This is a genomic window from Methylibium rhizosphaerae (genome assembly GCF_006386545.1).
Taxonomy (GTDB): Bacteria; Pseudomonadota; Gammaproteobacteria; order Burkholderiales; family Burkholderiaceae_C; genus Pseudorivibacter; species Pseudorivibacter rhizosphaerae.
Genome location: NZ_SWAR01000008.1, coordinates 131,709 through 156,625 on the forward strand (window position 1 = coordinate 131,709; position 24,917 = coordinate 156,625).

Annotated in this window: 21 protein-coding genes; 16 read left to right on the forward strand and 5 right to left on the reverse strand. The window is 69.0% G+C overall.

Annotation, left to right across the window (positions count from 1 at the left end):
- Positions 1–13 precede the first annotated feature (13 nt).
- From narH to E8D38_RS08745, 12 genes are all read left to right on the forward strand, one after another.
- Positions 14–1,546, forward strand: coding sequence for a nitrate reductase subunit beta (gene narH, locus E8D38_RS08690; protein WP_140627952.1), 1,533 nt, complete (start codon positions 14–16; stop codon positions 1,544–1,546).
- A 16-nt stretch (positions 1,547–1,562) separates the two neighbouring features.
- Positions 1,563–2,255 carry a nitrate reductase molybdenum cofactor assembly chaperone gene (gene narJ, locus E8D38_RS08695; RefSeq protein ID WP_140627955.1) on the forward strand — a complete coding sequence of 231 codons (693 nt, stop codon included), beginning with the start codon at positions 1,563–1,565 and terminating at the stop codon, positions 2,253–2,255.
- Entirely contained in the window at positions 2,252–3,064 is an 813-nt protein-coding gene (gene narI / locus E8D38_RS08700) for a respiratory nitrate reductase subunit gamma (RefSeq protein ID WP_140627958.1), read from the forward strand. Before narJ ends, narI begins: the two co-directional genes overlap by 4 nt.
- Before the next feature lie 15 nt (positions 3,065–3,079).
- Positions 3,080–3,850, forward strand: coding sequence for a peptidylprolyl isomerase (locus tag E8D38_RS08705; protein ID WP_140627961.1), 771 nt, complete (start codon positions 3,080–3,082; stop codon positions 3,848–3,850).
- 6 nt (positions 3,851–3,856) lie between these two features.
- On the forward strand, positions 3,857–4,561 hold the full coding sequence (locus E8D38_RS08710; protein ID WP_140627963.1) for a carbonic anhydrase: 705 nt from the start codon (positions 3,857–3,859) through the stop codon (positions 4,559–4,561).
- Positions 4,562–4,630: 69 nt separating this feature from the next.
- Entirely contained in the window at positions 4,631–5,074 is a 444-nt protein-coding gene (locus E8D38_RS08715) for a universal stress protein (RefSeq protein WP_140627966.1), read from the forward strand.
- Complete coding sequence (locus tag E8D38_RS08720) at positions 5,074–6,273, forward strand: NAD(P)H-dependent flavin oxidoreductase (RefSeq protein ID WP_140627969.1); 1,200 nt, start codon at positions 5,074–5,076, stop codon at positions 6,271–6,273. Before E8D38_RS08715 ends, E8D38_RS08720 begins: the two co-directional genes overlap by 1 nt.
- A complete protein-coding gene (locus tag E8D38_RS08725) occupies positions 6,270–7,610 on the forward strand; it encodes an NnrS family protein (RefSeq protein ID WP_140627972.1) in 1,341 nt (446 codons plus the stop codon). Before E8D38_RS08720 ends, E8D38_RS08725 begins: the two co-directional genes overlap by 4 nt.
- Positions 7,611–7,688: 78 nt before the next feature.
- The gene (gene ubiU / locus E8D38_RS08730; protein WP_140627974.1) at positions 7,689–8,717 is read left to right on the forward strand and encodes a ubiquinone anaerobic biosynthesis protein UbiU; all 1,029 of its coding nucleotides are present in this window, start codon (positions 7,689–7,691) and stop codon (positions 8,715–8,717) included.
- 106 nt (positions 8,718–8,823) lie between these two features.
- The gene (locus tag E8D38_RS08735; protein WP_140627977.1) at positions 8,824–9,735 is read left to right on the forward strand and encodes a U32 family peptidase; all 912 of its coding nucleotides are present in this window, start codon (positions 8,824–8,826) and stop codon (positions 9,733–9,735) included.
- Positions 9,732–10,154, forward strand: coding sequence for a ubiquinone anaerobic biosynthesis accessory factor UbiT (ubiT, locus tag E8D38_RS08740; RefSeq protein WP_246099409.1), 423 nt, complete (start codon positions 9,732–9,734; stop codon positions 10,152–10,154). The genes E8D38_RS08735 and ubiT overlap by 4 nt, the downstream gene beginning before the upstream one ends.
- A gap of 226 nt (positions 10,155–10,380) precedes the next feature.
- A complete protein-coding gene (locus E8D38_RS08745; protein WP_140627983.1) occupies positions 10,381–13,281 on the forward strand; it encodes an adenosylcobalamin-dependent ribonucleoside-diphosphate reductase in 2,901 nt (966 codons plus the stop codon).
- A 92-nt stretch (positions 13,282–13,373) separates the two neighbouring features.
- Here the strand turns inward: E8D38_RS08745 and E8D38_RS08750 are convergent, their stop codons facing one another.
- The 3 genes from E8D38_RS08750 to E8D38_RS08760 all read right to left on the reverse strand — a co-directional run bounded on the left by E8D38_RS08750 (position 13,374) and on the right by E8D38_RS08760 (position 16,001).
- The gene (locus E8D38_RS08750) at positions 13,374–14,219 is read right to left on the reverse strand and encodes a nucleotidyl transferase AbiEii/AbiGii toxin family protein (RefSeq protein WP_140627986.1); all 846 of its coding nucleotides are present in this window, start codon (positions 14,217–14,219) and stop codon (positions 13,374–13,376) included.
- Positions 14,219–15,325: a hypothetical protein gene (locus tag E8D38_RS08755; RefSeq protein ID WP_140627989.1), complete on the reverse strand. Its 1,107-nt coding sequence runs from the start codon at positions 15,323–15,325 to the stop codon at positions 14,219–14,221. Before E8D38_RS08755 ends, E8D38_RS08750 begins: the two co-directional genes overlap by 1 nt.
- Positions 15,326–15,455: 130 nt before the next feature.
- Positions 15,456–16,001 (reverse strand): DUF4256 domain-containing protein, encoded by a 546-nt coding sequence (locus E8D38_RS08760; protein ID WP_140627992.1) that lies wholly within the window; start codon positions 15,999–16,001, stop codon positions 15,456–15,458.
- A 129-nt stretch (positions 16,002–16,130) separates the two neighbouring features.
- On the opposite strand from E8D38_RS08760, the gene E8D38_RS08765 reads away from it, so the two are divergent.
- Entirely contained in the window at positions 16,131–16,610 is a 480-nt protein-coding gene (locus tag E8D38_RS08765) for a hemerythrin domain-containing protein (RefSeq protein ID WP_140627995.1), read from the forward strand.
- 4 nt (positions 16,611–16,614) lie between these two features.
- Here the strand turns inward: E8D38_RS08765 and E8D38_RS08770 are convergent, their stop codons facing one another.
- Positions 16,615–17,346 (reverse strand): substrate-binding periplasmic protein, encoded by a 732-nt coding sequence (locus tag E8D38_RS08770; protein ID WP_181179000.1) that lies wholly within the window; start codon positions 17,344–17,346, stop codon positions 16,615–16,617.
- 123 nt (positions 17,347–17,469) lie between these two features.
- Between E8D38_RS08770 and E8D38_RS08775 the strand changes: the two genes are divergently transcribed.
- The 3 genes from E8D38_RS08775 to E8D38_RS08785 all read left to right on the forward strand — a co-directional run bounded on the left by E8D38_RS08775 (position 17,470) and on the right by E8D38_RS08785 (position 24,182).
- Complete coding sequence (locus E8D38_RS08775) at positions 17,470–20,589, forward strand: response regulator (RefSeq protein ID WP_181179001.1); 3,120 nt, start codon at positions 17,470–17,472, stop codon at positions 20,587–20,589.
- A 121-nt stretch (positions 20,590–20,710) separates the two neighbouring features.
- Positions 20,711–22,273 carry a hypothetical protein gene (locus E8D38_RS08780; protein ID WP_140628002.1) on the forward strand — a complete coding sequence of 521 codons (1,563 nt, stop codon included), beginning with the start codon at positions 20,711–20,713 and terminating at the stop codon, positions 22,271–22,273.
- Between the two features lie 136 nt (positions 22,274–22,409).
- Positions 22,410–24,182: a DUF6055 domain-containing protein gene (locus E8D38_RS08785; protein ID WP_140628005.1), complete on the forward strand. Its 1,773-nt coding sequence runs from the start codon at positions 22,410–22,412 to the stop codon at positions 24,180–24,182.
- A gap of 33 nt (positions 24,183–24,215) precedes the next feature.
- Here the strand turns inward: E8D38_RS08785 and E8D38_RS08790 are convergent, their stop codons facing one another.
- The gene (locus tag E8D38_RS08790; RefSeq protein WP_140628008.1) at positions 24,216–24,836 is read right to left on the reverse strand and encodes an OmpW/AlkL family protein; all 621 of its coding nucleotides are present in this window, start codon (positions 24,834–24,836) and stop codon (positions 24,216–24,218) included.
- Positions 24,837–24,917: the final 81 nt, after the last annotated feature.

The following is a 24,917-nucleotide window of genomic DNA, read 5'->3' on the forward strand; positions in this document are numbered from 1 at the left end:
GGCGGGAGGCAGCATGAAGGTGCGCGCACAAATCGGCATGGTCCTGAACCTCGACAAGTGCATCGGCTGCCACACCTGCTCGGTCACCTGCAAGAACGTGTGGACCAGCCGGCCAGGCATGGAGTACGCCTGGTTCAACAACGTCGAGACCAAGCCGGGCATCGGCTACCCGAAGGAATGGGAGAACCAGGACAAGTGGAACGGCGGCTGGATCCGCAAGGCCGACGGCTCGATCGAGCCGCGCCAGGGGGGCAAGTGGAAGCTCCTGATGAAGGTCTTCGCCAACCCCAACCTGCCGCAGATCGACGACTACTACGAGCCCTTCACCTTCGACTACGACCACCTGCAGTCGTCGCCGGAAAGCAAGGCGGCGCCGACCGCGCGGCCGCGCAGCCTGATCACCGGGCAGCGCATGGAGAAGATCGAGTGGGGTCCGAACTGGGAAGAGATCCTCGGCGGTGAGTTCAGCAAGCGCTCGAAGGACAGGAACTTCGAGGACTTCGATCGCGTTCAGAAGGACATCTACGGCCAGTTCGAGAACACCTTCATGATGTACCTGCCGCGGCTGTGCGAGCACTGCCTCAACCCGGCCTGCGTGGCGTCGTGCCCCTCGGGCTCGATCTACAAGCGCGAGGAAGACGGCATCGTGCTGATCGACCAGGACAAGTGCCGCGGCTGGCGCATGTGCGTCTCGGGCTGCCCGTACAAGAAGATCTACTACAACTGGGAGACCGGCAAGGCCGAGAAGTGCATCTTCTGCTACCCGCGCATCGAGGCGGGCCAGCCCACGGTGTGCTCCGAGACGTGCGTGGGCCGCATCCGCTACCTGGGCGTGCTGCTGTACGACGCAGACCGCATCGAACAGGCCGCGAGCATCGAGCATGACCGCGACCTCTACCAGGCGCAGCTCGACATCTTCCTGGACCCGCACGACCCGAAGGTGATCGCGCAGGCCCGTGCCGACGGCATCCCCGAGGCCTGGCTGGAGGCGGCGAAGAAGAGCCCCGTCTACAAGATGGCGGTGGACTGGAAGATCGCGCTGCCGCTGCACCCCGAGTACCGCACGCTGCCCATGGTGTGGTACGTGCCGCCGCTGTCGCCCATCACCGCCGCCGCCCAGGCCGGCCAGATGGGCGTGAACGGCGAGATCCCCGACGTGAACCAGCTGCGCATCCCGGTGCAGTACCTGGCCAACCTGCTGACCGCAGGCGACACCGGACCGGTGGTGCGCGCGCTCGAACGCATGCTGGCCATGCGCGCCTACCAGCGCGAGCGCCACGTCGAAGGCCGCGAGAACCTGGCGGCGCTGCAGCAGGTCGGCCTCAGCATCGCCGAAGTGCAGGACATGTACCAGATCATGGCGATCGCCAACTACGAGGACCGCTTCGTCATCCCGAGCACCCACCGCGAGTACGCCGAGAACGCCTTCGACATGAAGGGCGGCTGCGGCTTCTCCTTCGGCAACGGCTGCTCCGACGGCGCTGGCGAGGCGAGCCTCTTCGGCGGCAGGAAGCGCCGCACCATCCCCATCAAGGCCTCGGTGTGAAAGGCAGGGCAGACACATGAATCCAGGTTTCGTCCACCGCAACGCCTGCCGCTCGCTGGCCTTGCTGCTGCGCTACCCCGACGACGAGGTGCGCGAACTGCTGCCCCGGCTGCAGCAGGCGCGCGTCTTCGAACTCGCGCTGTCGGCCGCTGCCAGCGACGCGCTGCAGGGCCTCGTCGACCACCTGCTGGAGAGCGACGCGCTGGATGCGCAGGCCGCCTACGTCGACTGCTTCGACCGCGGCCGGCGCACCTCTTTGCACCTGTTCGAGCATGTGCACGGCGATTCCCGCGACCGCGGGCCGGCCATGATCGACCTGCAGCAGACCTACGAGCGTGCCGGCCTCCAGCTGGCGCCCGGCGAGCTGCCCGACTACCTGCCGGCGGTGCTGGAGTTCGCATCCACCCAGCCGGCCGACGTGGCGCAGGAGTTCCTGGCCGAGATGGCGCACATTCTCAACGCGCTGCATGCGGCGCTCGAGAAGAAGCGCAGCCCGTATGCCGCCGTGGTGGCCGCCGCGCTCGAACTCGCCGGCGAGCCGCTGAAGCCGGTGGCCGTGGCCGAGGAAGAGCCGCTCGATGCGAGCTGGGCCGAGCCCGAGGCCTTCGACGGCTGCACCAGCAAGGGCAGCCAGCGGCCGGGCGCTGTGCAGCCCGTGCACATCGTGCGCAGGACAACGAACCCGTCCGCCCTTGGAGGCGCTGCATGAAAACCCTCGACGTCTTCCTCTTCGGCCTGTATCCCTACATCTGCCTCACCGTCTTCTTCGTCGGCAGCCTGCTGCGCTTCGACCGCGACCAGTACACCTGGAAGAGCGATTCGTCGCAGCTGCTGCGCACCGGCTCGCTGCGCTGGGGCAGCAACCTGTTCCACGCCGGCGTGCTGTTCCTGTTCTTCGGTCACAGCGTGGGCATGCTCACGCCGCACTTCCTCTACGAGCCCTTCATCAGCGCGGGCAGCAAGCAACTCGTGGCCATGGTGAGCGGCGGCGTGGCGGGGGTGCTCGGCTTCGCCGGCGTGTCGCTGCTGCTGCACCGCCGGCTGTTCGACGCCCGCATCCGGGCCACGTCGAAGACCAGCGACATCGCGATCCTGGTGCTCTTGTGGCTGCAGCTCGCGCTGGGCCTGGCGACCATTCCGCTGTCGGCCCGGCACCTCGACGGCAGCATGATGATGCAGCTGGCCGAGTGGGCGCAGCGCATCGTCACCTTCCGCCCGGGCGCCCCCGAGCTGATGGCGGGCGTGGGCTGGGTGTTCAAGGCCCACATGGTGCTCGGCATGACGATGTTCCTGGTGTTCCCGTTCACGCGGCTGGTGCATGTGTGGAGCGGCTTCGGCACGCTGGCCTATGTGCTGCGGCCCTACCAGCTGGCCCGCAGCCGACGTCTCAACCTGCCGCAAGGGCAGTTGACGCCGCAGCGCGTCCTGCCGGTGGTACCGCAGGGTGGGCAGGCTGCTGCCGCCGAGCAGCCGGGCTACGCCACCGTGCCCGCCCACCAGCGCGAAGCGCGCACCTGACGAGAGGGAGGCCGCATGCTGACCACCACCATCGCCCACGTGAACGGCGTTGCGCTGCACGCGGCGGGCGAGCAGATCGAAGAAGAAGCCCTGCGCCAGCGCGCCTGTAGCGAGCTGCTGCGCCAGGCCGCCCAGCGCGGCGGCCTGTTGTCGCCGGACGACCCCGCGCCGCAGGCGGGCGTGATGAGCGGTGCCGCGAGCGAGGCGATCGAGCAGCTGCTCGATCGCCGGCTCGTGCTGCCCGAGCCTTCGGAGGAAGCCTGCCGCCGCCACTACGAGGCCAACCGGCAGGGCTATGCCCATGGCGAGCGGGTGCTGTTGCGGCATGTGCTGTTCGCGGTGACACCCGGCGTGGACGTGAAGGCCCTGCGGCACAAGGCCGAAGGCGTGCTGCTGGCGCTGCGCTGCGCCACGCCGCAGGACGGCGCCTTTGCCGAAGCCGCGGCGCAATGGTCCAACTGCCCGAGCGGCCGGCAGGGCGGCGAACTGGGCTGGCTCGGCCGCGAGGACTGTGCGCCTGAATTTGCCCGCGAGGTGTTCGGTACGCAGGAGATCGGCGTGCTGCCGCGCCTCGTGCACAGCCGCTTCGGCCTGCACGTGGTGGAAGCGCTGGCTCGCGAGCGCGGCGAGGTACCGGGGTTCGAACAGGTGCGTGCCGCCGTGCAGCTGTCGCTGCGCCAGCGTGCCTGGGTCACCATGCTGCGGCAGTACCTGCTGCTGCTGGCAGCCGATGCCTGCATCGAGGGCGTGCTGCTCGAAGCCGCCGACACGCCGCTCGTGCAGTGAGCCGCCATGCCCGACGAACTGCTGCAGCGCCTGCGGCGTTTCCATGACGACGCGTTTCCGCAGTACCGCGCACGCTTCCGCGACCTGGTGACCGACGGGCAGCACCCGACCACGCTGTTCATCGGCTGCTCCGACTCGCGGCTCGTGCCCTACCTGCTGACTGGCGCCGGGCCGGGCGAGCTGTTCATGGTGCGCAACGTGGGCGCCTTGGTGCCGCCTTGCTGCGGTACCTCCGATGGCGGCCACCACGGTACTGCCGCCGCCATCGAGTTCGCGGTGCTCAATCTCAAGGTCCGCCACATCGTCGTGTGCGGCCACAGCCATTGCGGTGCGATGAAGGCGCTGTACGAAGACGTATCGCCCGAGGCGCGCAACCTGGGCGCCTGGCTCGACCTCGCCCGGGAGGCGGCCCTGCCGGTGCAGCCGACGCCCGAGGCCCTGCGCCGCACCGAGCAGCGCGCCGTGGTGCTGCAGCTCGAGCGCCTGATGGACTACCCGATGGTGCGCAGCCGCGTCGAGCGCAGCGAGCTGTCGCTGCACGGCTGGCACTACGTGATCGAGGACGGCGAGGTGCATGTGTTCGACGTGAAGAGCGGCAGCTTCGTGCCGGCTTCACGTGCAGAACACAGCGGCACCGGCCCGTACAAGTGGAGCGACGAGGGACCGGTGTTCAACGAGATCGACGCCGCCCTGCAAGGCGGTACTCGTTGAGACAGGTCAAGGCGGCCGGAGCGGCTGCTGCCTAGACTGCCCGGCGAAGAAGCCTCATCAGGAGACACGATGTACCAACGCCTGCTCGTTCCTGTCGATGGCAGCGAGCTGTCTGCCCGCGCGATGCAAAAGAGCATCGAGCTGGCGCGCCAGCTCGGCGCCGCGATCACCGGCTTCGTGGCCGAACCGGTGGGGCCGTCGCCGGCGCCGGGCTCCAGCCCGCGGGCTGTCGAGGAGGCCTGCAGCGTCCACGAAGAGCGCGCGGCCGAACATGCGCGCCGCGTGCTGCGCGACTTCGAGCGCCAGGCGCAGGGAGCCGGCGTGCCGTTCTCCGGCGAGTTCTCGCATGCGCACAACGTCGACGTGGCCATCGCCCATGCGGCCGAGGCCCACCAGTGCGACATGATCGTGATGGTGACCCATGGACGCGGCTCCTTCGGCGAGCTGCTGTTCGGCTCCCACACCAAGGCCGTGATGCAGCGCAGCCGGCTGCCCCTGCTGGTGCTGCACTGATGGCCATCCACCCCGAGATGCGGCCGCTGCTGGCAGGCAGCGGCCTGGCAAGCCTGACCCTGGGCGGCAGGGAGCTGCTGCCGCTCGTGCAGGGCGGCATGGGCGTGGGCGTGTCGGCGCACCGGCTGGCCGGCAGCGTGGCGGCACTGGGCGGCGTGGGCACCATCAGTTCGGTGGACCTGCGGCGCCACCACCCGGACCTCATGGAGCGCACCCGCGGCATCGGCTTCGGCGAAAGCGCCAAGGCCCTCATCGATGCCGCCAACCTGGAGGCGCTGTCGCGCGAGATCGCGCGGGCGCGCCAGCTCGCCGGAGGCCTGGGCCTGCTGGCGGTGAACGTCATGCGCGCCGTGGGCGAGTACGCGGCGAGCGTGAAGCGCGCTCTCGAGGACGGCATCGATGCGGTGGTGGTGGGCGCAGGGCTGCCGCTGGACCTGCCCGACCTCGCCGCCGAGCATCCGAAAGCGCTGCTGGTGCCCATCCTGTCGGACGCGCGGGGCGTGCAGCTCATCGTGCGCAAGTGGGAACGCAAGAAGCGCCTGCCCGACGCCATCGTGATCGAGCATCCGCGCCTGGCCGGCGGCCACCTGGGAGCGGCGAAGATCGAAGACCTGCAGGACACCCGCTTCGACTTCGAGAACGTGATCCCGCAGTCGCGCGAGTTCCTGAAGAGCGCCGGCATCGAGCGAGAGATACCGCTCATCGCCGCCGGAGGCATCCGCACCCATGGCGATATTGCGCGGGTGCAGTCGCTCGGCGCAGCCGCCGTGCAGCTGGGCACGCCCTTCGCCGTCACCGAAGAGGGCGATGCTCACCCCGAGTTCAAGCGCGTGCTGGCCGAGGCGCAGGACGACGAGCTGGTGGAATTCACCAGCGTGGCGGGCCTGCCGGCGCGTGCGGTGCCGACGCCCTGGCTGCGGGCCTATCTCAAGCTCGAGCCGAAGCTGCAGGCGGTGGCGCATGCCAAGGCGCGCTGCACCAAGGCCTTCGACTGCCTGGCCCAGTGCGGCCTGCGCGACGGCTTCGCCACCTGGGGCCAGTTCTGCATCGACCACCAGCTCGCCGCCGCGCTGCGCGGCGACGTGAAGAAGGGCCTGTTCTTCCGCGGCGTGGGGGCGCTGCCGTTCGGCGAGCGCATCGCCAGCGTGCGCGAGCTCATGGAGAAGCTGCTGGCCCCGCCGCCCGCGCAGGCTGCATGAAGACCATTCCCATCCGCAGCATGCCGGCCGCCGCTGCCTCACCTCCCGCCGAGCGCACTGCGCAACAGGCGCCCCCCTGGCGTCTTGCCTGGCTGTTCGCGGCCCCGCACCGCCTTGCCTTCACCGCTGCCTCGCTCGTGCTCGCGGCCAGCGCGTCATGGTGGGCCCTGGCCATGCTGTCCCGCAGCCAGGGCGTGGTGGTGCCGTGGGCCCTGGCGCCGTCGCTGGCCCACGGCCTCGTCATGAGCCTGGGCTTCGTGCCCTTGTTCTTCGCCGGCTTCCTGTTCACCGCCGGACCCAAGTGGCTCGGCCAGCCACCGGTGAATGCGCAGGTGCTGCTGACGCCGGTGCTGGCCATGCTGGCCGGCTGGGGCGTGTTCGGCCTGGGCGTGCATGCGCGCGAGCCCGCCTTCGGGCAGATGTTCGGCGCGCTGGGCCTGTGCGCGGTGACGGTCGGGTGGACGGGCATGCTGCGCCGCTTCGGCGACCTGCTGCGCACCAGCCCGGTGGCCGACCAGACGCATGCGCGCATCGTGGCGGTGGCGGGCCTCGTGGGCGCAGCCGCCCTGTGGGCCGCCACGCTCGGCCTGGCCACCGGCAGCTTCGACGTGGTGCGCGCCGCGGTGCAGGTGGCGCTGTGGGGTTTCATCGGCGTGGTGTACCTGGCGGTGGCCCACCGCATGATCCCGTTCTTCACCGCGTCGGCGCTGCCGGTGCTCGATGCCTGGCGCCCGATGTGGTTGCTGTGGGTCTTCGTGGCCGTGCTGGGCGAGCAGGCGGTCCTGGCCGTGGCGCAGACGTTCTGGTGGCCGTTGCCGGCACCGCTGCTGGCAGCGCAGGCGGCGATCGAGACGGCCGCGGGCGTCGCCCTGCTGGCGCTCGCGGTGCGCTGGGGCCTGGTGCAAAGCCTCAAGGTGCGGCTGCTGGCCATGCTGCACCTGGGCTTCGTGTGGCTGGGCCTGGCGTTGCTGATGTCCGGTGTATCGAACGCGCTGCTCGCCGCCAGCGGCGGCAGCCTGTCGCTCGGCCTCGCGCCGCTGCACGCCTACACGATGGGCTTTCTCGGCTCCACGTTGATCGCGATGGTCACACGGGTGAGCTGCGGCCATGGCGGGCGCGCGCTGGTGGCCGACGACCTCGTGTGGCGCCTGTTCTGGCTGCTGCAGCTGGCGGTGGTGGCGCGGGTCGGGGCGGCGCTGGCGGGCAGCCTGGGGGCTGCAGGCGCCGATGCATGGATCGCGTTGGCCGCACTGGCGTGGGCCGCCTGCTGCGGCGCCTGGGCGCTGCGCTACGGCCGCTGGTGGGGCAGGCCCCGGTTCGACGGCAGGCCGGGGTAGGACATCCCGCCCCCAAGGCCACGCTGTTTGACCCTCCGCAATCCCCCACGGCTTGTGCGCACCTAGAGTGCGCCGGCCATGCACAACGACAAGCACAACCCCGCGGGCAAGCCCGAGCTCGTGTGCCCGGCCGGATCGCTGCGCGCGCTGCAGCTCGCGGTGGATGCCGGCGCCGACGCGGTGTACCTGGGCCTGCGCAACGCCACCAACGCGCGCAACTTCGCCGGCCTGAACTTCGATGACGGGCAGCTGCGCGAAGGCGTGGCCCATGCCCATGCGCGCGGCGCCCAAGTGCTGATGGCGCTGAACACCTATGCGCGTGCCGACGATGAGGCGACCTGGTATGCCGCTGTGGATGCCGCGGTGGACCTGGGCGCCGACGCGCTGATCTGCGCCGACACCGCGGTGATGGCCCATGCGCGCCGGCAGCACCCCGGGCTGCGGCTGCACCTGTCGGTGCAGGCCTCGGCCACCAGCCACGAGGCCATCGCCTTCTACCGCCGCCGCTACGGCGTCGAGCGCGCGGTGTTGCCTCGCGTGCTGACGCTGTCGCAGGTGGGCCACGTGCTGCGCAACACCGACGTGGAGATCGAGGTCTTCGGCTTCGGCAGCCTGTGCGTGATGGTGGAAGGGCGCTGCGCGCTGTCGTCCTATGCCACCGGCCAGTCGCCCAACAACGCAGGTGTGTGCTCGCCGCCTTCTGCGGTGCGCTGGCACGACACACAGGAGGGCGTGGAGGCACGGCTGAACGGCCTGCTGATCGACCGCTATGCCGCCAGCGAGCCGCGCGGCTACCCCACCTTGTGCAAGGGCCGCTTCAACGTGAACGGCCGGCGCGACTACGCGCTGGAGGAGCCCACCAGCCTCAACACGCTGGCCATCCTGCCGGAGCTCATCGGCATGGGGGTGCGCGCCATCAAGATCGAAGGCCGGCAGCGCAGCCCGGCTTATGTACAGCAGGTCACCCGCGTGTGGCGTGCCGCCATCGATGCCGCGGCGGCCGCGCCCGACCGGTACCGCGTGCTGCCCGAGTGGACCGCAACGCTCGGCCACCTGGCCGAAGGGCAGCAGCACACGCTGGGCGCGCTGGATAGGCCATGGAGATGACGTCCACCCCCGCAGCGCCTGCGGCGCTCCCCCTCGAGGGGGCGGCGCCACCGGCCCGGCAAAGCCGGATCCGCGGCCCCTACCTTGCAATACAGGCCGAACATCCATGACTGTCCAACAACGCATGGCCCTGACCATCGGGCCGGTGCTCTACTACTGGCCGCGTGAGACGCTGCTGCACTTCTATGCCGAGGTGGCCGAGTCGCCTGCCGACACCGTGGTGCTGGGCGAGGTGGTGTGCTCGCGCCGGCACGATATGCAGCTGGCCGACTGGCTGTCTCTGGCCCGCGACCTCGCCGGCGCCCGCAAGGAGGTGGTGCTGGCCACGCAGGCGCTGGTCGAGTCCGAGGCCGACCTGCGGCTGCTGCGCCGCATCGCGGGGCAGGGCGACTTCATCGTCGAAGCCGGTGACGCCTCGGCCCTCAACCTGCTGTCGCAGGTGGGTGCGAAGTACGTGCTCGGACCGCACATCAACGTGTACAGCCGTGCGGCGCTGGTCGAGCATGCGATGGCCGGTGCCATGCGCTGGGTCGCGCCGGTGGAGCTGCCGCTGCACGGCATCGGCCGCATGAACGCGCCGCGGCCGGTGCTGCCCACCGAGGTGTTCGGCTGGGGGCGCCTGCCGCTGGCGTTTTCAGCGCGCTGCTTCACCGCGCGGCACCACCGCCTGTCGAAGGACCAGTGCGGTTTCCGCTGCCGCGACGACGCCGATGGCCTGCTGCTGTCCACCACCGACGAGCAGCCCTTCCTCGTGATCAACGGCATCCAGACGCAGTCGGCTGCGCTGCAATGCCTGGTGGCCGAGGGCGATGCGCTGCGCGCGGCCGGCGTGTCGCGCCTGCGTCTGTCGCCGTCGTCGGCGCGCTTCGCCGAGGTGGTGCAGATCTTCGACCAGGTGATGAACCATGGCGCCAGCGCCGACGCCGCGCTGGTGGCGCTCGACGCGATGAGCCTGCCTGGCGGCCTGTCCGACGGCTTTGCACGGGCCCGCCCCGGCCTCGAATGGAGCCGCGCATGATCGACGCCGCCCTGATGCAGGGCCTTGCGCGGCGTGCACGCCCGCTCGTCTCGCGCCTGCCGATGCAGCCGCCGGCGCGGCTGCTGGCGCTGGCGCTCGACCACTGGCTGCTGCCCCGCCTGCCGGCCGATGCACATGCCGTGCTGGCATCGCGAACGGTGGAAGTGGCGGTCACCGACCTCGGCCTGGTGCTGCGCCTGCAACTGCTGCCGACGCCGCGCGGCTTCGTGCCGGCCTCGAAGGCCGCCCCTGCAGCCCTGCGCATCGCCGCCGACGGCCCGACCTACTGGCGCCTGCTGCGCGGGCAGGACGATGCCGACCGGCTCTTCTTCGAGCGTGCGCTGGTGATGGAAGGCGACACCGAGATGGGCCTGGTGCTGAAGAACACGCTCGACGCGATCGGGCCGTTGTGGGCTTGACTCGGCGGCCCTTTGGGAGGCGAGCGGGTGTCGTTGTTCGCGATGGGTTGCCGAAGACCTTCACCGCGTCTCCGCGGTGAATGAATTCTGGTTCCAGCGGGCGCACACAGCCACCTCCGTACAGCATGTTTGCGCTGGCGCCGGCATCACCTCACCGTGATGCAGGTCAACCCTGTGGAGACACAGTGTCACTAACGTCCCGCGGTCATTCAAAGCCGGAGGATCCATGACCAACGCCACCACCGCCACCATTGCCACGCTGCCCGTCCAGCCCATCACCGAGGAGGTGCTGCTGGAGAAATACGCCAAGGGCGACGAGCGCAGCGCGGCCGAGGTGCGTGCCCGGGTGGCGCGTGCACTGGCGCAGGCCGAGGCGCCCGAGCAGCGTGCGCGATGGGAGGCGGAGTTCGACCACGCGCTGGAGGCGGGCTTCGTGCCGGCCGGCCGCATCAACTCCGCGGCGGGCACCGAGCTCGAGGCCACGCTCATCAACTGCTTCGTGCAGCCGGTGGGCGACTCCATCGCCCACATGGACGAGGACCACCCCGGCATCTACACGGCGCTCACCGAAGCCGCAGAGACCATGCGCCGCGGCGGCGGCGTGGGCTACGACTTCTCGCGCATCCGTCCGCGCGGCGCGGCGGTGGGCAGCACCCACAGCAATGCGTCCGGGCCGGTGTCGTACATGCGGGTGTTCGACCGTTCCTGCGAGACGGTCGAATCCGCCGGCGCGCGCCGCGGCGCGCAGATGGGTGTGCTGCGCTGCGACCACCCGGACGTGGAGGAATTCATCCATGCCAAGGACAGCGGCGACCTGCGCAACTTCAACATCTCGGTGGGCGTGACCGACGCCTTCATGGAGGCGGTGCGCGACGGCGGCGACGTGGAGCTGGTGCACCGCTCCGAGCCGGGCGCGCGGCAGAAGTCCGAAGGCGCCCACCAGCGTGCCGACGGCCTGTGGGTGTACCGCCGGCTGCCGGCACGCGAGCTGTGGGACCAGATCATGCGGTCGACCTACGACCACGCCGAACCCGGCGTGCTGTTCCTCGACCGCATCAACCGCGACAACAACCTGTCGTACTGCGAAACCATCGCCGCCACCAACCCCTGCGGCGAACAGCCGCTGCCGGCCTACGGCTGCTGCTGCCTGGGATCGGTGGACCTCACCCGCTTCGTGCGCCACCCGTTCGAGGCCGACGCAGGCTTCGACGAAACAGGCTTCACCGCACTGGTGCGCACCGGCGTGCGCATGCTCGACAACGTGCTCGACATCACCTACTGGCCGCTTGCCGCGCAGCAGCACGAGGCGCGCAACAAGCGCCGCATCGGCCTGGGCTTCACCGGCCTGGGCGACGCGCTGGTGATGCTCAACCTTCGCTACGACCGGCCCGAGGCGCGCGCCATGGCCCAGCGCATCGCCACGCTCATGCGCGACGCCGCCTACGGCGCGTCGGTGGACCTCGCCGTCGAGCGCGGCGCCTTCCCGCTGTTCAATGCCGACCTGTACGGCAGCCGCGGCACCTTCGCATCCCGCCTGCCGGCCGAGCTGAAGGAACGCATCCGCAAGCACGGCATCCGCAACTCGCACCTGCTGTCCATCGCGCCCACCGGCACCATCAGCCTGGCCTTCGCCGACAACGCGAGCAACGGCATCGAGCCGGCGTTTTCATGGAGCTACAAGCGCAAGAAGCGCATGCCCGACGGCACCTTCAAGGAATACGCCGTCGAAGACCATGCATGGCGCCTGTACCGCCACCTGAAGGGCACCGACGCGTCGCTGACCGATGCCTTCGTCACCGCGCTCGAGATGAGCGCGCAGGCGCACCAGGAGATGGTGGCCGCGGTGGCGCCCAGCATCGACACCGCGATCTCCAAGACGGTGAACGTTCCGGAGGACTACCCCTACGAGCGCTTCCAGGACCTGTACATGCGCGCCTGGGAATCGGGCCTCAAGGGCCTGGCGACCTACCGGCCCAACTCGGTGCTGGGCTCGGTGCTCAGCGTGGAGCCGGCCGCCGCGCAGCCGCAGGCCCGGCAGCCGGCGGCCGCGATGACCCATCCCGACCAGCGGCTGGCGCTGGAACGGCTGCCGCAGCCGGTGCTGGCATCGCTGCGCTGGCCGGGCCGCCCCGACCTGCCGGCCGGCAACATGGCGTGGAGCTACATGGTCCGCCACCCGGACGCCAAGTTCTCGCTGTTCGTGGGCGAGCTGCCGGCGGAGGAGGGCGGCCCGCGCGGCAGGCCGCTGCCTTTCGAGGTGTGGGTCAACGGTGCCGAGCAGCCGCGCGGGCTGGGCGCACTGGCCAAGACGCTGTCGATGGACCTGCGCGCCAAGGACGCCGCCTGGGTGCGCCTGAAGCTCGACGCCTTGGCCACCGTGCAGGAGGAGCGCGCCTTCGAGATGCCTTTCCCGCCGCATGGCGAAAGGCGCCTGTTCCCCGGCGTGGTGGCCGCCACCGCGGCCGTGGTGCGCTGGCGCTGCGAGCAGCTGGGCCTGTGGGACGGCAGCGAAGGCGCGCCGACGCCCGTGCTGGATGCGATGTTCAGCCGCACCGAGCCGCACACCGGCCCCTCCGGCACGCTCGCCTGGGCGGTGGACATCGAGAACCACAGCACCGGCGAGGACTTCACCCTCACGCTGAAGGAGGTGCTGCTGCCCGGCCCCGACGGCACCTCGCGCACGCGGCCCTGCGCGATCGGCTTCTCGGGCAACTACCCGCGCGCCCTCGACGGGCTGGCGCGTGTGCTGTCGCTCGACATGCGCGTCATCGACCCGGCCTGGATCGGCATGAAGCTGCGCAAGCTGGTGAACTATGCCGAGCCGCTGGGCCATTTCATGGCCTTCGTGCCCGGGCTGCCCGCGCACGAGCGGCGCCAGCAGACCTGGCCGTCCACCGTGGCCTACATGGCCCGGCTCATCATCCACCGCTACGCGATGCTGGGCGTGCTCGACGAGGACGGCTACCCGCTGCAGGAGATGGGCATCCTGGCCGTGCCGGAAGGCTCGACCCCGGCCGCATCGCCCATCGCCGGGGCGAGGTGCCCCGAGTGCGGCAATGCCACGCTGATCCACAAGGACGGGTGCAACTTCTGCACCGCCTGCGGCCACCTGGGGGCCTGCGGCTGAGCCGACTGACCGGCCTGCGGGGGGGCACATTCATCGCGCAGCGAAGAGGGCGGCGTAGCCATGCCTATCCACGCGCGCTTCGTCTCGACAGATCACAGCCGCAGGCGATCGAGCAACGCGCGCACCTGTTGATAGGCGTCGAGCCGCAACTGCTCGGGGGTCATGCCTGCGAAGGGTTCGCCCGCGGCGAGGAAGTCGCGCACCGTGGTGGGACCGAAGTCATCCTCCGAACGGAACTTGCTCGCAATGTGCCTGAAACCGTTCATTGCGACAGTGTCGTCCAGGAGGCTCGCACACTCGGCGGCCAGCGCGTCCATGCCGGCCTCGTAGCCGCGCACGGAGAAGTAGATGTCGTAGGCATCCTTCTGCTTGCTCCGGCCGACGAGTGCGTAGCCCTTCATGACCAGAAGCGCTGGGATGCTTGCCACCCGCAAGGCCACCGAGTTGCGCCGGCCATCGGGCATCGTGCCGTCGATGGTGTGCGGGACGAACGACCTCATGGCCACGGCCGCGCCATCGGCCTTCTGTACCGCAAAGTCCGCTAGAAGCGGTGGCTTGTTGCGCTTGAACTTGGCCTCTCGAGGCATCAGCAGGTCGACCAGGACGGCCACTGGCGCGTGGCCCCGAACCTCCACGACGCGGCGCAACTGGAACCACTTCATCTGGTCCTGGTTGCGCTCGTAGCCGGCGTCCATGAGGGCTTCGACCAAGGTCTTGTAATCGCCGTCGCCGAGCGCCTCTGCGTCAAGGCTGAGGTCGATGTCGAGCGTTCCGAGATGGGCCGGGTCGGATTGCGGAAGCAGCAGCCATGGGACCGATCCGCCGATGACGACGAACCGGTCCTTGAAGGCGCCAAGGACCTGCCCGATCTCGAGCAGGACCGACAGCACCGCGTTGGCGGTGACTTCGTCGTACTCGGCCGCAGAGGCTCCTTCCATCACACGGCTCCGCTCAACATGGGTTTGATCTTCTCGGCCCTCCAGTGCTCGGCCGCTTCGCGGCCGCGCTCACCGGTGGTCAACAGGTCCAGGTAGGTCTGGATCGGTCCGGTGCCCTGCAACGGCGGACGCAGCGGCATGGTTTCCATCCACAGACCGTCGTCGCTGGGACGGTAGATGGTGACGTTCTCACCCTTGTCGGCCGGGGCGATATCGAGATGACGCTTGAGCAGGCGGATGCCGACATCGCTGGCATAGAAGAACTCTCCGGCGATCCGAGCATACGGAGCGGCCCGCCGGGCAACGGAGTGAGAGGCGAGCAGCACGCGCGAGTCGCCGTTGAGGGCGGGATCCAAGAACACCGCCTCCATCGCCGCCTCGAGAGACTTCCCGTGCCTCAGCGTGTAGCCTCGCAATGCGACGCTGGGAGGATGCAGGCCGTCGTCGCGCCAGGCATCGAGCAGGGCGTCGGGCTGTGTGAGTCTCAGTCCTTCGCCCGCCTCTGCAGTGGCCCACTCTCGATCGATCAGTGCCCGGCGGACGTTGCTCACCTGGCCGAGGCTGACTTGGGCCTTGTCTGCCAGGTCAGCCACTTTCCAAGGAACGTGGGGCTGATGCAGCAGCACCTTCAGGATGCGCGCCGACTTCGGGAAGAAGAGCGATCGCTGCTCTCGCTTGGTCGCGAACGGATCACGGTCCGCCTTGTGGACTTCGAGGTGCAGCCTGGGAAACAGCACGCGCGCGTTCCCGGCGAGGTCGAGCCAGCCGATGTTGGTCTGGGCCAGCAACTCTCTGACGGCCGGCGAAATGAAGGGCGCAACGAACAGGCCTCGGGTCAACTCATGGGCCCGGAAGATGGCCTGGCCCAACTTCAGGATCGCACCCCGGGCATGACGCGGCTGTCCCGAAGACTTGCATTCGACGATCAGCCGGTGAGGTTCGCCCGCGACCTTGAAGCTGATATCGCCGTCCAGTTCGGTATCGCTGCCATCGCGATCGGCGACCGATGCCTCGACCAGCACGTCGGTCACCAGAGGCGACCGCTCCAGGAGGGCCACCAACAGGGTGGGCCATGCATCCTCAACCTCGGTGGGAGGGTATTTCATCGGAGCCTAGTTTTTCAGCGTCCGGTGAATATACCAGTTCGGCTGAAAAAATCTCCGACTTCCACCCGGGTTGCATGTTTCAGCGTAGGCTGCAAATCACGATGCAGCAATCGGCGGCCGGCTGGGGCTCTCAGACCACCAGCCAGCCGCGGAAGCCCCGCGCCGCGTAGTACGACTGCACGCCGTTGTGGTAGGTGAACACCCGGCCGTAGCGCCGGTCGCAGAACAGCGCGCCGCCCAGCGACCGGACTTCCTGCGGGGTGGCCACCCAGCTCGAGGTCTTGGCGTCGAAGTCGCCGAAGTTCTGCAGCTCGCGGTACTGCTCCTCGGTCAGCAGCTCGATGCCCATCTGCGCGGCCATCTCGACCGCGCTGTCGGCCGGCGCGTGTTCCTTGCGCGACTCGCGGGCTTCGCGGTCGTAGCACAGGCTCCTGCGGCCGGCCGGGCTTTCGGCCGAGCAGTCGCAGAAGGTGTAGCGGCCGGTGTCGCCGTCGCGGCTGATCACGTCGGGCTCGCCGCCCGAGGCTTCCATCGCCAGCAGCGACTCCAGCGCCTTCGCGTTGCCTTCCAGCCTGGCGCGCACGTCGGCCCAGGCGATGCCCTGGTGCCGGCGCATGTGCTTGCCGAAGCGTGCCTCCAGCGTCTGGAGGAGCTTGTCCCGTTCCTGTGTGTTCATGTGTCCTTCCCCGTGGTGGATGCCCGCGCCGGGCGCGACAGCGCGCAAGTTTAGGCAACCCTTGCGCCAGCTCAAGGCCCCTGGCGATGCCGCCGGATAGGCTGGCCCGGACCCTCCATTGCCTTGCCCATGACCGCACTTGCCTGGACAGAAGACCTGCGCCTGAACCAGCCGCAGATGGACCGCACCCACGAGGAATTCGTCGACCTGCTGGCGCAGGCGCGCGCGTCGATCGAAGCGGGCGACCCGCTCCGGGCGCTGGCCGACTTCGAGCGCCTGCTCGACCACACGGTCGAGCATTTCGCGCAGGAAGACCGCTGGATGCTGGCCACCGGTTTCGCGCCCGAGAACTGCCACACGCGCCAGCATGCGACCGTGCTCACCGCGATGCGCGAGGGGGTGCGGCTCGCGCGCGAGGAGGCACGCTGGGAACCGCTGGGCGTGCTGGTGAACGAGCTGGCGCTGTGGTTTCCGCAGCATGCGCAGATGATGGACGCCGGCCTCGCGCAGCACATGGCCGCCGTGGGCTTCGAGCCGGCCACCGGAGCCGTGACCGGTGTGCTGCCGGCCCAGGCGATCACGCGCTGCGGCAGCGCCGGGTGCAGCTAGACCCTTACCGGTAGCGCTTCACGATGGCCTGGTACGAGCCATCGGCCCGCATCTGCTCGATGGCGTGAGCGAGCTTCCTGGCGGTGTCTTTCGGGAAGTCATGAGACGCCGCCACCCAGGAGACCTTCACCGGGCCCAGGTTGGGGCCGTACTTCAGCTCGGCGGGGTCGAACCCGGCCTGCCGGTACACGCCGTGCGCCATGAGGTCAGTGGTGATCCAGGCGCCGATGCGCCCGAGCTTCAGCTTCCTGGCGTTCGTCGCGTCGTCGTTGGTCTCCTCGACGTATGCGAACCCTGCCTGCTCGGCTTCGTCCTTGAAGCTCGTGCCGCGAACGTAGCCGACGACCAGCGCCCGGGCTTCCTCGACGGAAGAAGGCGGAGGCGCCAGCGTCACCAGGACAGTATGGAACTCGAGCACGGGCGCCACCCACTGGTAGTGCGCCTCCCGGCTGGCCGTGCGGGTGAAGGGAATGATCAGCACGTCGTTCCTGGTCTGGACCTCCAGCTGCGCCCGCTGCCACGGCAGGAAGCTGAAGTCGAGGGGGACTTTCGCGCGCTGGCCCGCCTCGCGCAGCACTTCGAGCACGACGCCGCCGGGTTGCCCGCTCGCATGGGTGGTCAGCGGAGGGAACTCGGAGGCCACCACCTTCACGGGTGCCTCGGTTGCGCCGGCAGTCGAATGGAGCGACGCCAACAGCACGAACATGCCAATGTCCAGGATCGTCAGGCTGCGCATACGGGGACTCCGGTTGTGAGCACGTGTTGCATTTCCCAACCGGCGGACGTATACACCATTTCGGTCTCTGCAGGAGGAGCGGACATGCCATTGCGGTTTCGGCTGGTCCCTCGGGCGACGAGCTTGCACGCCAAGCTGATGCTGGCCCTGGCGGTCCTGGTGGCATTGGTGGCCCTCGCCTCGGCCTATGTGCTGATCGAGCGCGAGCGCGAGCGTCGCTTCCTGGAGCTGCAAGGCCGTGCGGTGCGCATTGCCGACCTGTTCAGCCGCTCCATGGCCTATCCGCTGTGGAACCTCGACCATGCAGCCGTCGACCGCCAGCTCGCGGCGCTGGCGCCGAATCCGGAGGTCGCGCACTTCCGCATCACGACGGTGGGCGAGGGCACGGTGTCCGAGATCACCAAGATTGCAGACGCGGATCTCGTCGACCCCATCGTGCGCGTGCAGCCCATCGAGTACGCGCCGCCGGGCGGGGCCAGGCAGAAGATCGGCGAGGTGCGGGTGGTGCTCACACGCGCGGTGGTGGAGCAGACCATCGCCTCGGCGCGCCGCGCCATCCTGGCGCTGGTGGCCGGCATCGTGGCGGTGCTGTATGCAGCGACCTTCGTGTTGCTGCGGCGCATGGTGAGCGTGCCGATCAACCGGCTGGAAGCGACGGTCGATCGCATTGCCGAAGGCGACATGGACGCACGCTGCGCGGTCGAATCCCGCGATGAGCTGGGCCGGCTGGGCGCACGCGTCAATGCGATGGCGGACCGGCTGCGCGACTCCGCACGCCGGCTGCGCGAAAGCGAGGCGACTTACCGCGGGATCTTCGAGAACTCGCTGGAGGGCATGTTTCACCTCGACCGGTCGGGCAGGCTGCATGACGTGAACGCGGCCCTGGCCCAGCTGATGGGCTATGCCACGCCAGCCGAACTGATGGCGGCCGTGAACGGCGAACCGAATGGCGGACCGTCGCGCCGGCCGCTGTTCGCGCCCGAGCAGACCGACGCCATGTTCGCCGCGCTCGAGCGCGACGGCGAGATCGCCGGCATGGAACTGGAGCTCCGGCGCGCCGACGGCAGCCCGGTCTGGGTGCAGCTCAACGGGTGGCGGCAAGGCGGTGCGCAGGCGGGCGGCCAGTCGGGCGGGTTCCACGGGCAGGTCGCCGACATCACGTCGCGCAAGCAGGCGCTGGAGGACCTGCGCAGCCATCGCGACTCCCTGGAGGAGGCGGTGCGCGAACGCACGGCGGCGCTGGGCGAAGCGATGAAGCGGGCCGAGGTGGCGAGCCAGGCCAAGAGCGAGTTCGTCGCCAACATGAGCCACGAAATCCGCACGCCGATGAACGTGATCCTCGGCATGTCGCGCCTGGCGCTGCAAGGCGACCTCGACCCGCAGCAGCACAACTACGTGAAGAAGGTGCACCGCTCGGCCGAGTCGCTGCTGCGCATCATCAACGACATCCTCGACTTCTCGAAGATCGAAGCCGGCAAGCTCGACATGGAGGTGCTCACCTTCGACCTGGGCAGCGTGCTGGACGACCTGGCGAACCTGGTCGGCATGAAGGCCGAGGAGAAGGGCCTGGAACTGGTGTTCTCGCTGCCGCCGGATCTGCCCGGTGCGCTGGTGGGCGACCCGTCTCGGCTCGGGCAGGTGCTCATCAACCTCGGCAACAACGCCGTCAAGTTCACCGAACGGGGCGAGGTCATCGTCGCTGTCGAGGTGCTCGCGCGCGATGCCGGCTCGGTGCGCCTGCGCTTCGATGTCAGCGACACCGGCATCGGCATCACGCCTGAGGAGCAGCAGCGGCTGTTCAAGCCGTTCTCGCAGGCCGACTCGTCGACCAGCCGCCGATTCGGCGGCACCGGGCTGGGCCTGGCGATCAGCCACCACCTCGTGCGCATGATGGGAGGCGAGCTCGGCGTCGACAGCGTGCCGGGTCGCGGCAGCCGGTTCCACTTCACGGCCACCTTCGGCCTCGGCGCCGAAGGGGCCCCGGACGAGGCGGCCTCGTACCGTGGCGGCCTGCGTGGGGCCCGGGTGCTGGTGGTCGACGACAACGAGGCTGCGCGCGAGGTGCTGGTGCACATGGCCGGCTCGCTGGGGTTGCGCGCGTCGGACGCCGGCGATGGGCATGAGGCGATCCAGGAGATCACTGCGGCCGATGCGCGCGGCGAGCCCTTCGACCTGCTCCTGCTCGACTGGAAGATGCCCGGCATGAACGGCATCGACTGCGCGAGGCAGCTGGCGCGCATGCCGCTCGCGCACCCGCCACCGACCCTGCTGATGCTCACGGCCTTCTCGCGCGACGAGATGGCGCGCGCGCTCGAGGCCGAACGGGTCACCGTCACGGCCACCCTCACCAAGCCCGTCACGCCTTCGACGCTGCTCGACGCCTGCCTGCAGGCGACCGGCCGGCAGCGGCAGCGTGCCATGCGCAGCGAACTGCGCGAAGAGGCGCTTCAGAGCAACCGCGCCGTCCTGGCCGGTGCGCATGTGCTGCTGGTGGAAGACAACGCGTTCAACCAGGAGCTGGCGAGCGACCTGCTGGGGCGTGCGCAGGTCGTAGTGCAGATCGCCAACAATGGACGCGAAGCCCTGGACATGCTGGCGCGCGAGCGCTTCGACGCGGTGCTCATGGATTGCCAGATGCCGGTGATGGACGGCTATGCGGCCACGCGCGAGCTGCGCCGCGACCCGAAGTGGCGCGAGCTGCCGATCATCGCGATGACCGCCAACGCGATGGTGGGCGACCGTGAGAAGGTGCTGGCGGCCGGCATGAACGACCACATTGCCAAGCCGATCAACGTGACCGAGCTGTTCACCACGCTGGCACGCTGGCTGCACCCGGGCGGCGCGGGGGCTGGCATTGCCGTGCCGGGCATCGATCGCACGGCGGCGCTGGCGAGGATGATGGGCGACGAGCAGCTCTACGAGCGCCTGCTCGGCCGCTTCCGCGACCGCGAAGCCGGCTTTGCGGCCCATTTCCGGGCGGCCTGTGCGGCGCACGACAGGCCAACGGCTACCCGCCTGGCGCACGACCTGAAGAGCGAGTCGGGCACCCTGGGGATGGCGGGCGTCAGCGAGGCCGCCAAGGCGCTGGAAGACGCCTGCGCCAACGGCGCAGGCGCGGCGGACGTCGACGCGCTGCTGGCGGCGGTGGGCGAGCAGCTCGACCCGGTGATCGCCGGGCTGCGATCGCTGGAGGGCGATGCGGCGCGAGTCGCGGAGGCTTCTTCGGGTCTGCGCGCGTCTTGAACCCGTGTCGAGCTTCGCCACCGGCCACCGTGCTTCGCATGCGGACTTGCCTGCACTGCGTGTTTCGATAGCCTGCGCGATCGACAGGCTGCGCGGGCCGCCCGCGTCGGTACTTCCTCCCATGCCCCATCTGAAATCGATCTTCAACTGCTTTCGGGCCCAGGGGCATCGAGAACCCGACCCCACCACGGCCGCTTCGTCGCGTGCACGACAGCACGCGGGCGCCTCATTGCCGGCGTCCGAAACGCTGGTGCCGCGCCGCAATCCCGCGGAGGATGGTGAGGCGTTCAGAAGGCAGGCAGCCCTGCCGCCGCTTGCGGACCCGGCCGCATCTTCGTCGGCGGCTGGCAGCATGCCGAGCCCGCCTGGCAGCCTTGCATCGACGGGGCGCGGGCCCACCGAGGGCGAAGCGCTGCGCCGCTGGTCCGCCGCCGGCTCATCGTTGACGCTGATGCGCGATCTGGACGCAGAAGTCCGCGGTAACGGCGGTGTCGACCTGTCCTTCAACTGGTACAGGGCGGAAGAGCTGCTGAGTGGCGAGCTCCATGGGCATTTGCTGGCCAGCGTGATGGCTGATGCGCGATCGCTGTCCATGCAGACGGGACTGGCGCCCGCTGATGCGGCTGAAGTGATGCGTCGCGCCGTTTGCGACGGGACGGTTGCCGCGGAAGATCCCATTCAGTTTCGCAACCTCCTCAAGTTCGCGCTCTACGGCGTGCGCGAGAAGCTGACGGCGGAGGCCGAACTCGGCGAGGTGATGCGCAGACATCCCGCGTTCCGTGACTTCCCGGTGCAGGAGGCGTGGCGCTTTTGCATGGACCACGACCGTTGGCACGAGCCCGGCGGTGCCGATGGCCTGCGGTTCGACAACGAGGCGGGATACATGGGCGCGATGCTGCGCGGTCTGAAGCAGGTGCTCGAAGACGACCTCAATCACAAGGGTCGTGTGCCGACGGCAGCGGAATTCGAGGAACTGCACGACACGGCTGTCGCCGGGGTGTTCACGCGTCACTTTCCGCAGGGCTTGAAGGGGGATGGTCCCGTCACGGCAGCAGTGGTCGATGCGCTGACCGCCCCGCGCGCAAACTACCAGCAGGCGACGATCGAGGCCGAAGAGATCTTGCGTCGCAGGCTGCCCGATCAACTGAGCCACTTCGAGACGGGTTTTAGAGGCGTGCAAGGTGCCCACTATGAGTTGAAGCCGGGCTGGAACCTCAGCAAGGACGGCCTCGCCGAGCTCCAGCATGCCGAACGCAACTTCAAGGGCTGGGCGAGGATGTTGACCCCTGGGTCAGGTTACGCCCGGCTGGCATCCCAATGGGCTGAACAGAGCCCTCTGCAATGGGTCTGTGACTTCAAGACGTCCACAGAATGCAAGGCACTGGCCGACAAGGTGCTGCGCTCGCACGCGAAGGCCATGCGCGGCGAGAGATCGGACGATGGCAAGCTGCGCCGTATCGCCGAGACCTGTCGAACGCTGGAGCAGGCTCATTTCTTCAACGACGGAAACGCACGCACGGTCGGCTTCCTGCTGCTGAACAGGTTGCTGCTGGGTGCGGGCATGTCGCCGGCGCTGATGTCCAACCCCAACCAGTTCGACGGCTTCTCCGTCGGCGAACTGGTGCAGAGCATCAGGCAAGGGCAGGAGAAGTTCGCCCGGTACGCCGGGGCACTTCAGTCCTGACGGGCGCTGCCACACGCTGGATGCGCGGGTCGTCGCAGCCATCGATTCGCCATCGCACCGTCGGAGCTTCGTCACGCATCGCATCGAGCATTTCGGCAGACTGACGCGCTTTGCAACCCGGCAAGGATGCGCGTCCATGCAAGTCAGAGGATTTCCCACCTTCGCGGTGCTGTCGTTGGCCCTCGTGCTGGTTGCCGGCTGTGGTGGCGGCGGCACCGAGAGTGCTGTGCCGGCCCCCGAGGTCCTGGAAGTACCTTCCAGTGAGAAGGCCTGCCGTTCCACGGCGAGCGACTATCCGTGGGGACGGGCCGACACGAGGACCTGGACGCTGCGCGGTTCGCCGGGCAAGACGTTCGAGGCGCGGCTCATCGTGGCCTTCGGTGACGACAGCCTGGGCGTGCCGCGTCAGGTCCTGTTCGAGATGGCCGACGGCTGCCGCCGGCAACTGGGCCTGTCGGAGCTTGCCGATGCGGATGCGAGCATGGTGAGCGAGGCGATCGCCGCGCATGAATCGACCGCCGACCCGGCCACCTACGAGGTGTACTTCGAGCCGGACGGCCCGACCCGGCAAGACCTCGACAACGGCACCCTCGTCCTTCATGCCACCCAGCATTTCGCCATCTGGCGCGGCGTGGATTCCAACGGCCAGAGCAGCAAGCGCATTGCCGCCGAGCGTGGCGGCTGGGATGGCGTGCTCGAACAGGTGGGCATGCTGCTCGAGCGCCAGTGGCTGTGGAACCGGGACCTGCGCAAGGCGCCCATGCCCTATGCCGACGGCAGCAGCACAACACGCAGGAAGGTCAATGTCTATGTCTGCGGGACCGGGCTCGTGTTCCTGGAAGGCGGCGACCTCGAAGACTGCGGTGCCAGCGCGGCCGAGGCGATGTGGGTCGGCGGTTGGGCCATCCTCGACCCTTTCACGCTCATGCATGAGTTCGGGCACGTCCTGCAGTTCTACTCGGGCGGTTTCCGCGACAAGGAGGCCGCGGGTCCGATCTGGGAGACGGGCGCCGAGTGGAATGCCTTCACGTTCGTGCCGTCGGCGCTGTCGCTGCCCTATTACGCCGACAACCTCGAGAGCGGCCCGCTGTTTTCGCACAGCCGCTACGGTGCCTTTCCGTTCTTCCTGCATCTGCAGGAGAACGATGCGACGCGCGCGCTCGTGTGGCGGACCTGGCTGCAGAACAGGCGCACGGATGCCGGAGCCACGACGGAAGACTACGTGCAGGCGCTGGTACGCCTGGGCCAGGAAGCCGGTGTCTATCCGAACGGCTACAAGTCCTTTGCCGACGACATGGGCTGGTATGGCGCCAGGCTGGCGGCCATGGACTTCGGTGCGCAGCGGGAGCTGACGAACGAGCTGGAATCCGCAGGCGGCACGGCGCAGCGTGTCGCGAAACGCTTCGTGCCGTTGACGGCTGCGGCCACGCAGGGCGTCTACGCCTCGCCGGCCGAACGTCCGCTGCTCGAGTACGGCACGCACCTGGTTCCGCTGACCGCGGCTCCCGGCAAGGTGACCGCACAGCTCACGGGTGCCACCGTGGCCAACGACGCCGCATGGCGCTTTGCGCTGGTGGCGGTTGCGTCGGACGGCAACGTTCGCTACAGCAGCCTTGCGAAGGTGGACGGGACCGGAACCGCGGCCACGGCCCTCGAACATGTCGCAGGGGAGCGGCTGTACCTGGCGGTGACCGCGACCCCGTATGCCTACGAGACGCTGGGGTGGCAGGGCAGCGGGGCCACGCAAGGCACGCAGTTCCCGTACCGCGTGCGCTTCGCCAATGCCGTGCCGATGACCGGGGCCGCTTCCCTGTGCAACCCTGGGCTGGACGCCGGGGTGCAGGACTTCAACTACAACACCAACGGTCACAGCACCGAGGGCGTGAGCTGCAGGCAGGCCGCGCAGTAGGCGGCTGCCCGGCAGCTCAGGGCTCGTCGCGGTTCAGAACCGCATGCCCACGCCCACGCCCGCCAGCCACGGGTCCACGCGGAACTCGCCGACCTTGTTGCCGAAGGACTTCACGTCGGTGCGGATCTGCACCTTCTTCACGTCCACGTTCAGGTAGACGCCCTTGCTGATCTCGTAGTCGGCACCCAGCTGCGCGGCCAGGCCGAAGCTGTTCTTCTCGATGCTGGGCTGCAGCAGCGCCTGCACCGCCGGGTTGAACTCCACGCTGGAGAAGCGGGTGTAGTTCACGCCGGCGCCCACATAGGGCTTGAAGGCGCCCAGCCGGGTGAAGTGGTACTGCAGCGTGAAGGTGGGCGGCAGGTGCTTGAGCGAGCCGATCTCGGTGCCGCCCGAGCGCAGCTTGTGCTTCTGCGGGTAGGTCAGCACGAGCTCGGCCGCGAATTCGGGCGTGAAGAAGTAGGAGACGTCGACCTCGGGAATGACCTTGTCGTTGATCGACAGGTCCAGGCCGGTGGAGTCCTTGTTGGCGCTGTCGAGGTGGACGGCGCGCAGGCGCACGAGCCAGGGGCCGTCCTGTGCCTGGGACGCGAGGGGCGATGCGGCGGCGGCCGCGACGGCCAGCGCGAGAAGGGTCTTGGATGTCTTGAGCGACATGGTGTCTGCTTTCGTTGTTGAACAACCGTTGCGGGTAATCCCGCTGCAGACATTTCATCCGGCCCTGCCGCCGCGCATGTT

Bases quoted from the DNA above. Each gene is read 5' to 3' on its own strand.
- E8D38_RS08735 (WP_140627977.1), top strand. From the start codon at position 8,824: ATGACTGTCCAACAACGCATGGCCCTGACCATCGGGCCGGTGCTCTAC.
- E8D38_RS08725 (WP_140627972.1), top strand. From the start codon at position 6,270: ATGAAGACCATTCCCATCCGCAGCATGCCGGCCGCCGCTGCCTCACCT.
- E8D38_RS08715 (WP_140627966.1), top strand. From the start codon at position 4,631: ATGTACCAACGCCTGCTCGTTCCTGTCGATGGCAGCGAGCTGTCTGCC.
- ubiU (WP_140627974.1), top strand. From the start codon at position 7,689: ATGCACAACGACAAGCACAACCCCGCGGGCAAGCCCGAGCTCGTGTGC.
- E8D38_RS08760 (WP_140627992.1), bottom strand. From the start codon at position 16,001: ATGAACACACAGGAACGGGACAAGCTCCTCCAGACGCTGGAGGCACGC.
- E8D38_RS08790 (WP_140628008.1), bottom strand. From the start codon at position 24,836: ATGTCGCTCAAGACATCCAAGACCCTTCTCGCGCTGGCCGTCGCGGCC.
- E8D38_RS08765 (WP_140627995.1), top strand. From the start codon at position 16,131: ATGACCGCACTTGCCTGGACAGAAGACCTGCGCCTGAACCAGCCGCAG.
- E8D38_RS08780 (WP_140628002.1), top strand. From the start codon at position 20,711: ATGCCCCATCTGAAATCGATCTTCAACTGCTTTCGGGCCCAGGGGCAT.
- E8D38_RS08755 (WP_140627989.1), bottom strand. From the start codon at position 15,325: ATGAAATACCCTCCCACCGAGGTTGAGGATGCATGGCCCACCCTGTTG.
- E8D38_RS08750 (WP_140627986.1), bottom strand. From the start codon at position 14,219: ATGGAAGGAGCCTCTGCGGCCGAGTACGACGAAGTCACCGCCAACGCG.
- E8D38_RS08770 (WP_181179000.1), bottom strand. From the start codon at position 17,346: ATGCGCAGCCTGACGATCCTGGACATTGGCATGTTCGTGCTGTTGGCG.
- ubiT (WP_246099409.1), top strand. From the start codon at position 9,732: ATGATCGACGCCGCCCTGATGCAGGGCCTTGCGCGGCGTGCACGCCCG.
- E8D38_RS08785 (WP_140628005.1), top strand. From the start codon at position 22,410: ATGCAAGTCAGAGGATTTCCCACCTTCGCGGTGCTGTCGTTGGCCCTC.
- E8D38_RS08705 (WP_140627961.1), top strand. From the start codon at position 3,080: ATGCTGACCACCACCATCGCCCACGTGAACGGCGTTGCGCTGCACGCG.
- narJ (WP_140627955.1), top strand. From the start codon at position 1,563: ATGAATCCAGGTTTCGTCCACCGCAACGCCTGCCGCTCGCTGGCCTTG.
- E8D38_RS08710 (WP_140627963.1), top strand. From the start codon at position 3,857: ATGCCCGACGAACTGCTGCAGCGCCTGCGGCGTTTCCATGACGACGCG.
- E8D38_RS08745 (WP_140627983.1), top strand. From the start codon at position 10,381: ATGACCAACGCCACCACCGCCACCATTGCCACGCTGCCCGTCCAGCCC.
- E8D38_RS08720 (WP_140627969.1), top strand. From the start codon at position 5,074: ATGGCCATCCACCCCGAGATGCGGCCGCTGCTGGCAGGCAGCGGCCTG.
- narH (WP_140627952.1), top strand. From the start codon at position 14: ATGAAGGTGCGCGCACAAATCGGCATGGTCCTGAACCTCGACAAGTGC.
- narI (WP_140627958.1), top strand. From the start codon at position 2,252: ATGAAAACCCTCGACGTCTTCCTCTTCGGCCTGTATCCCTACATCTGC.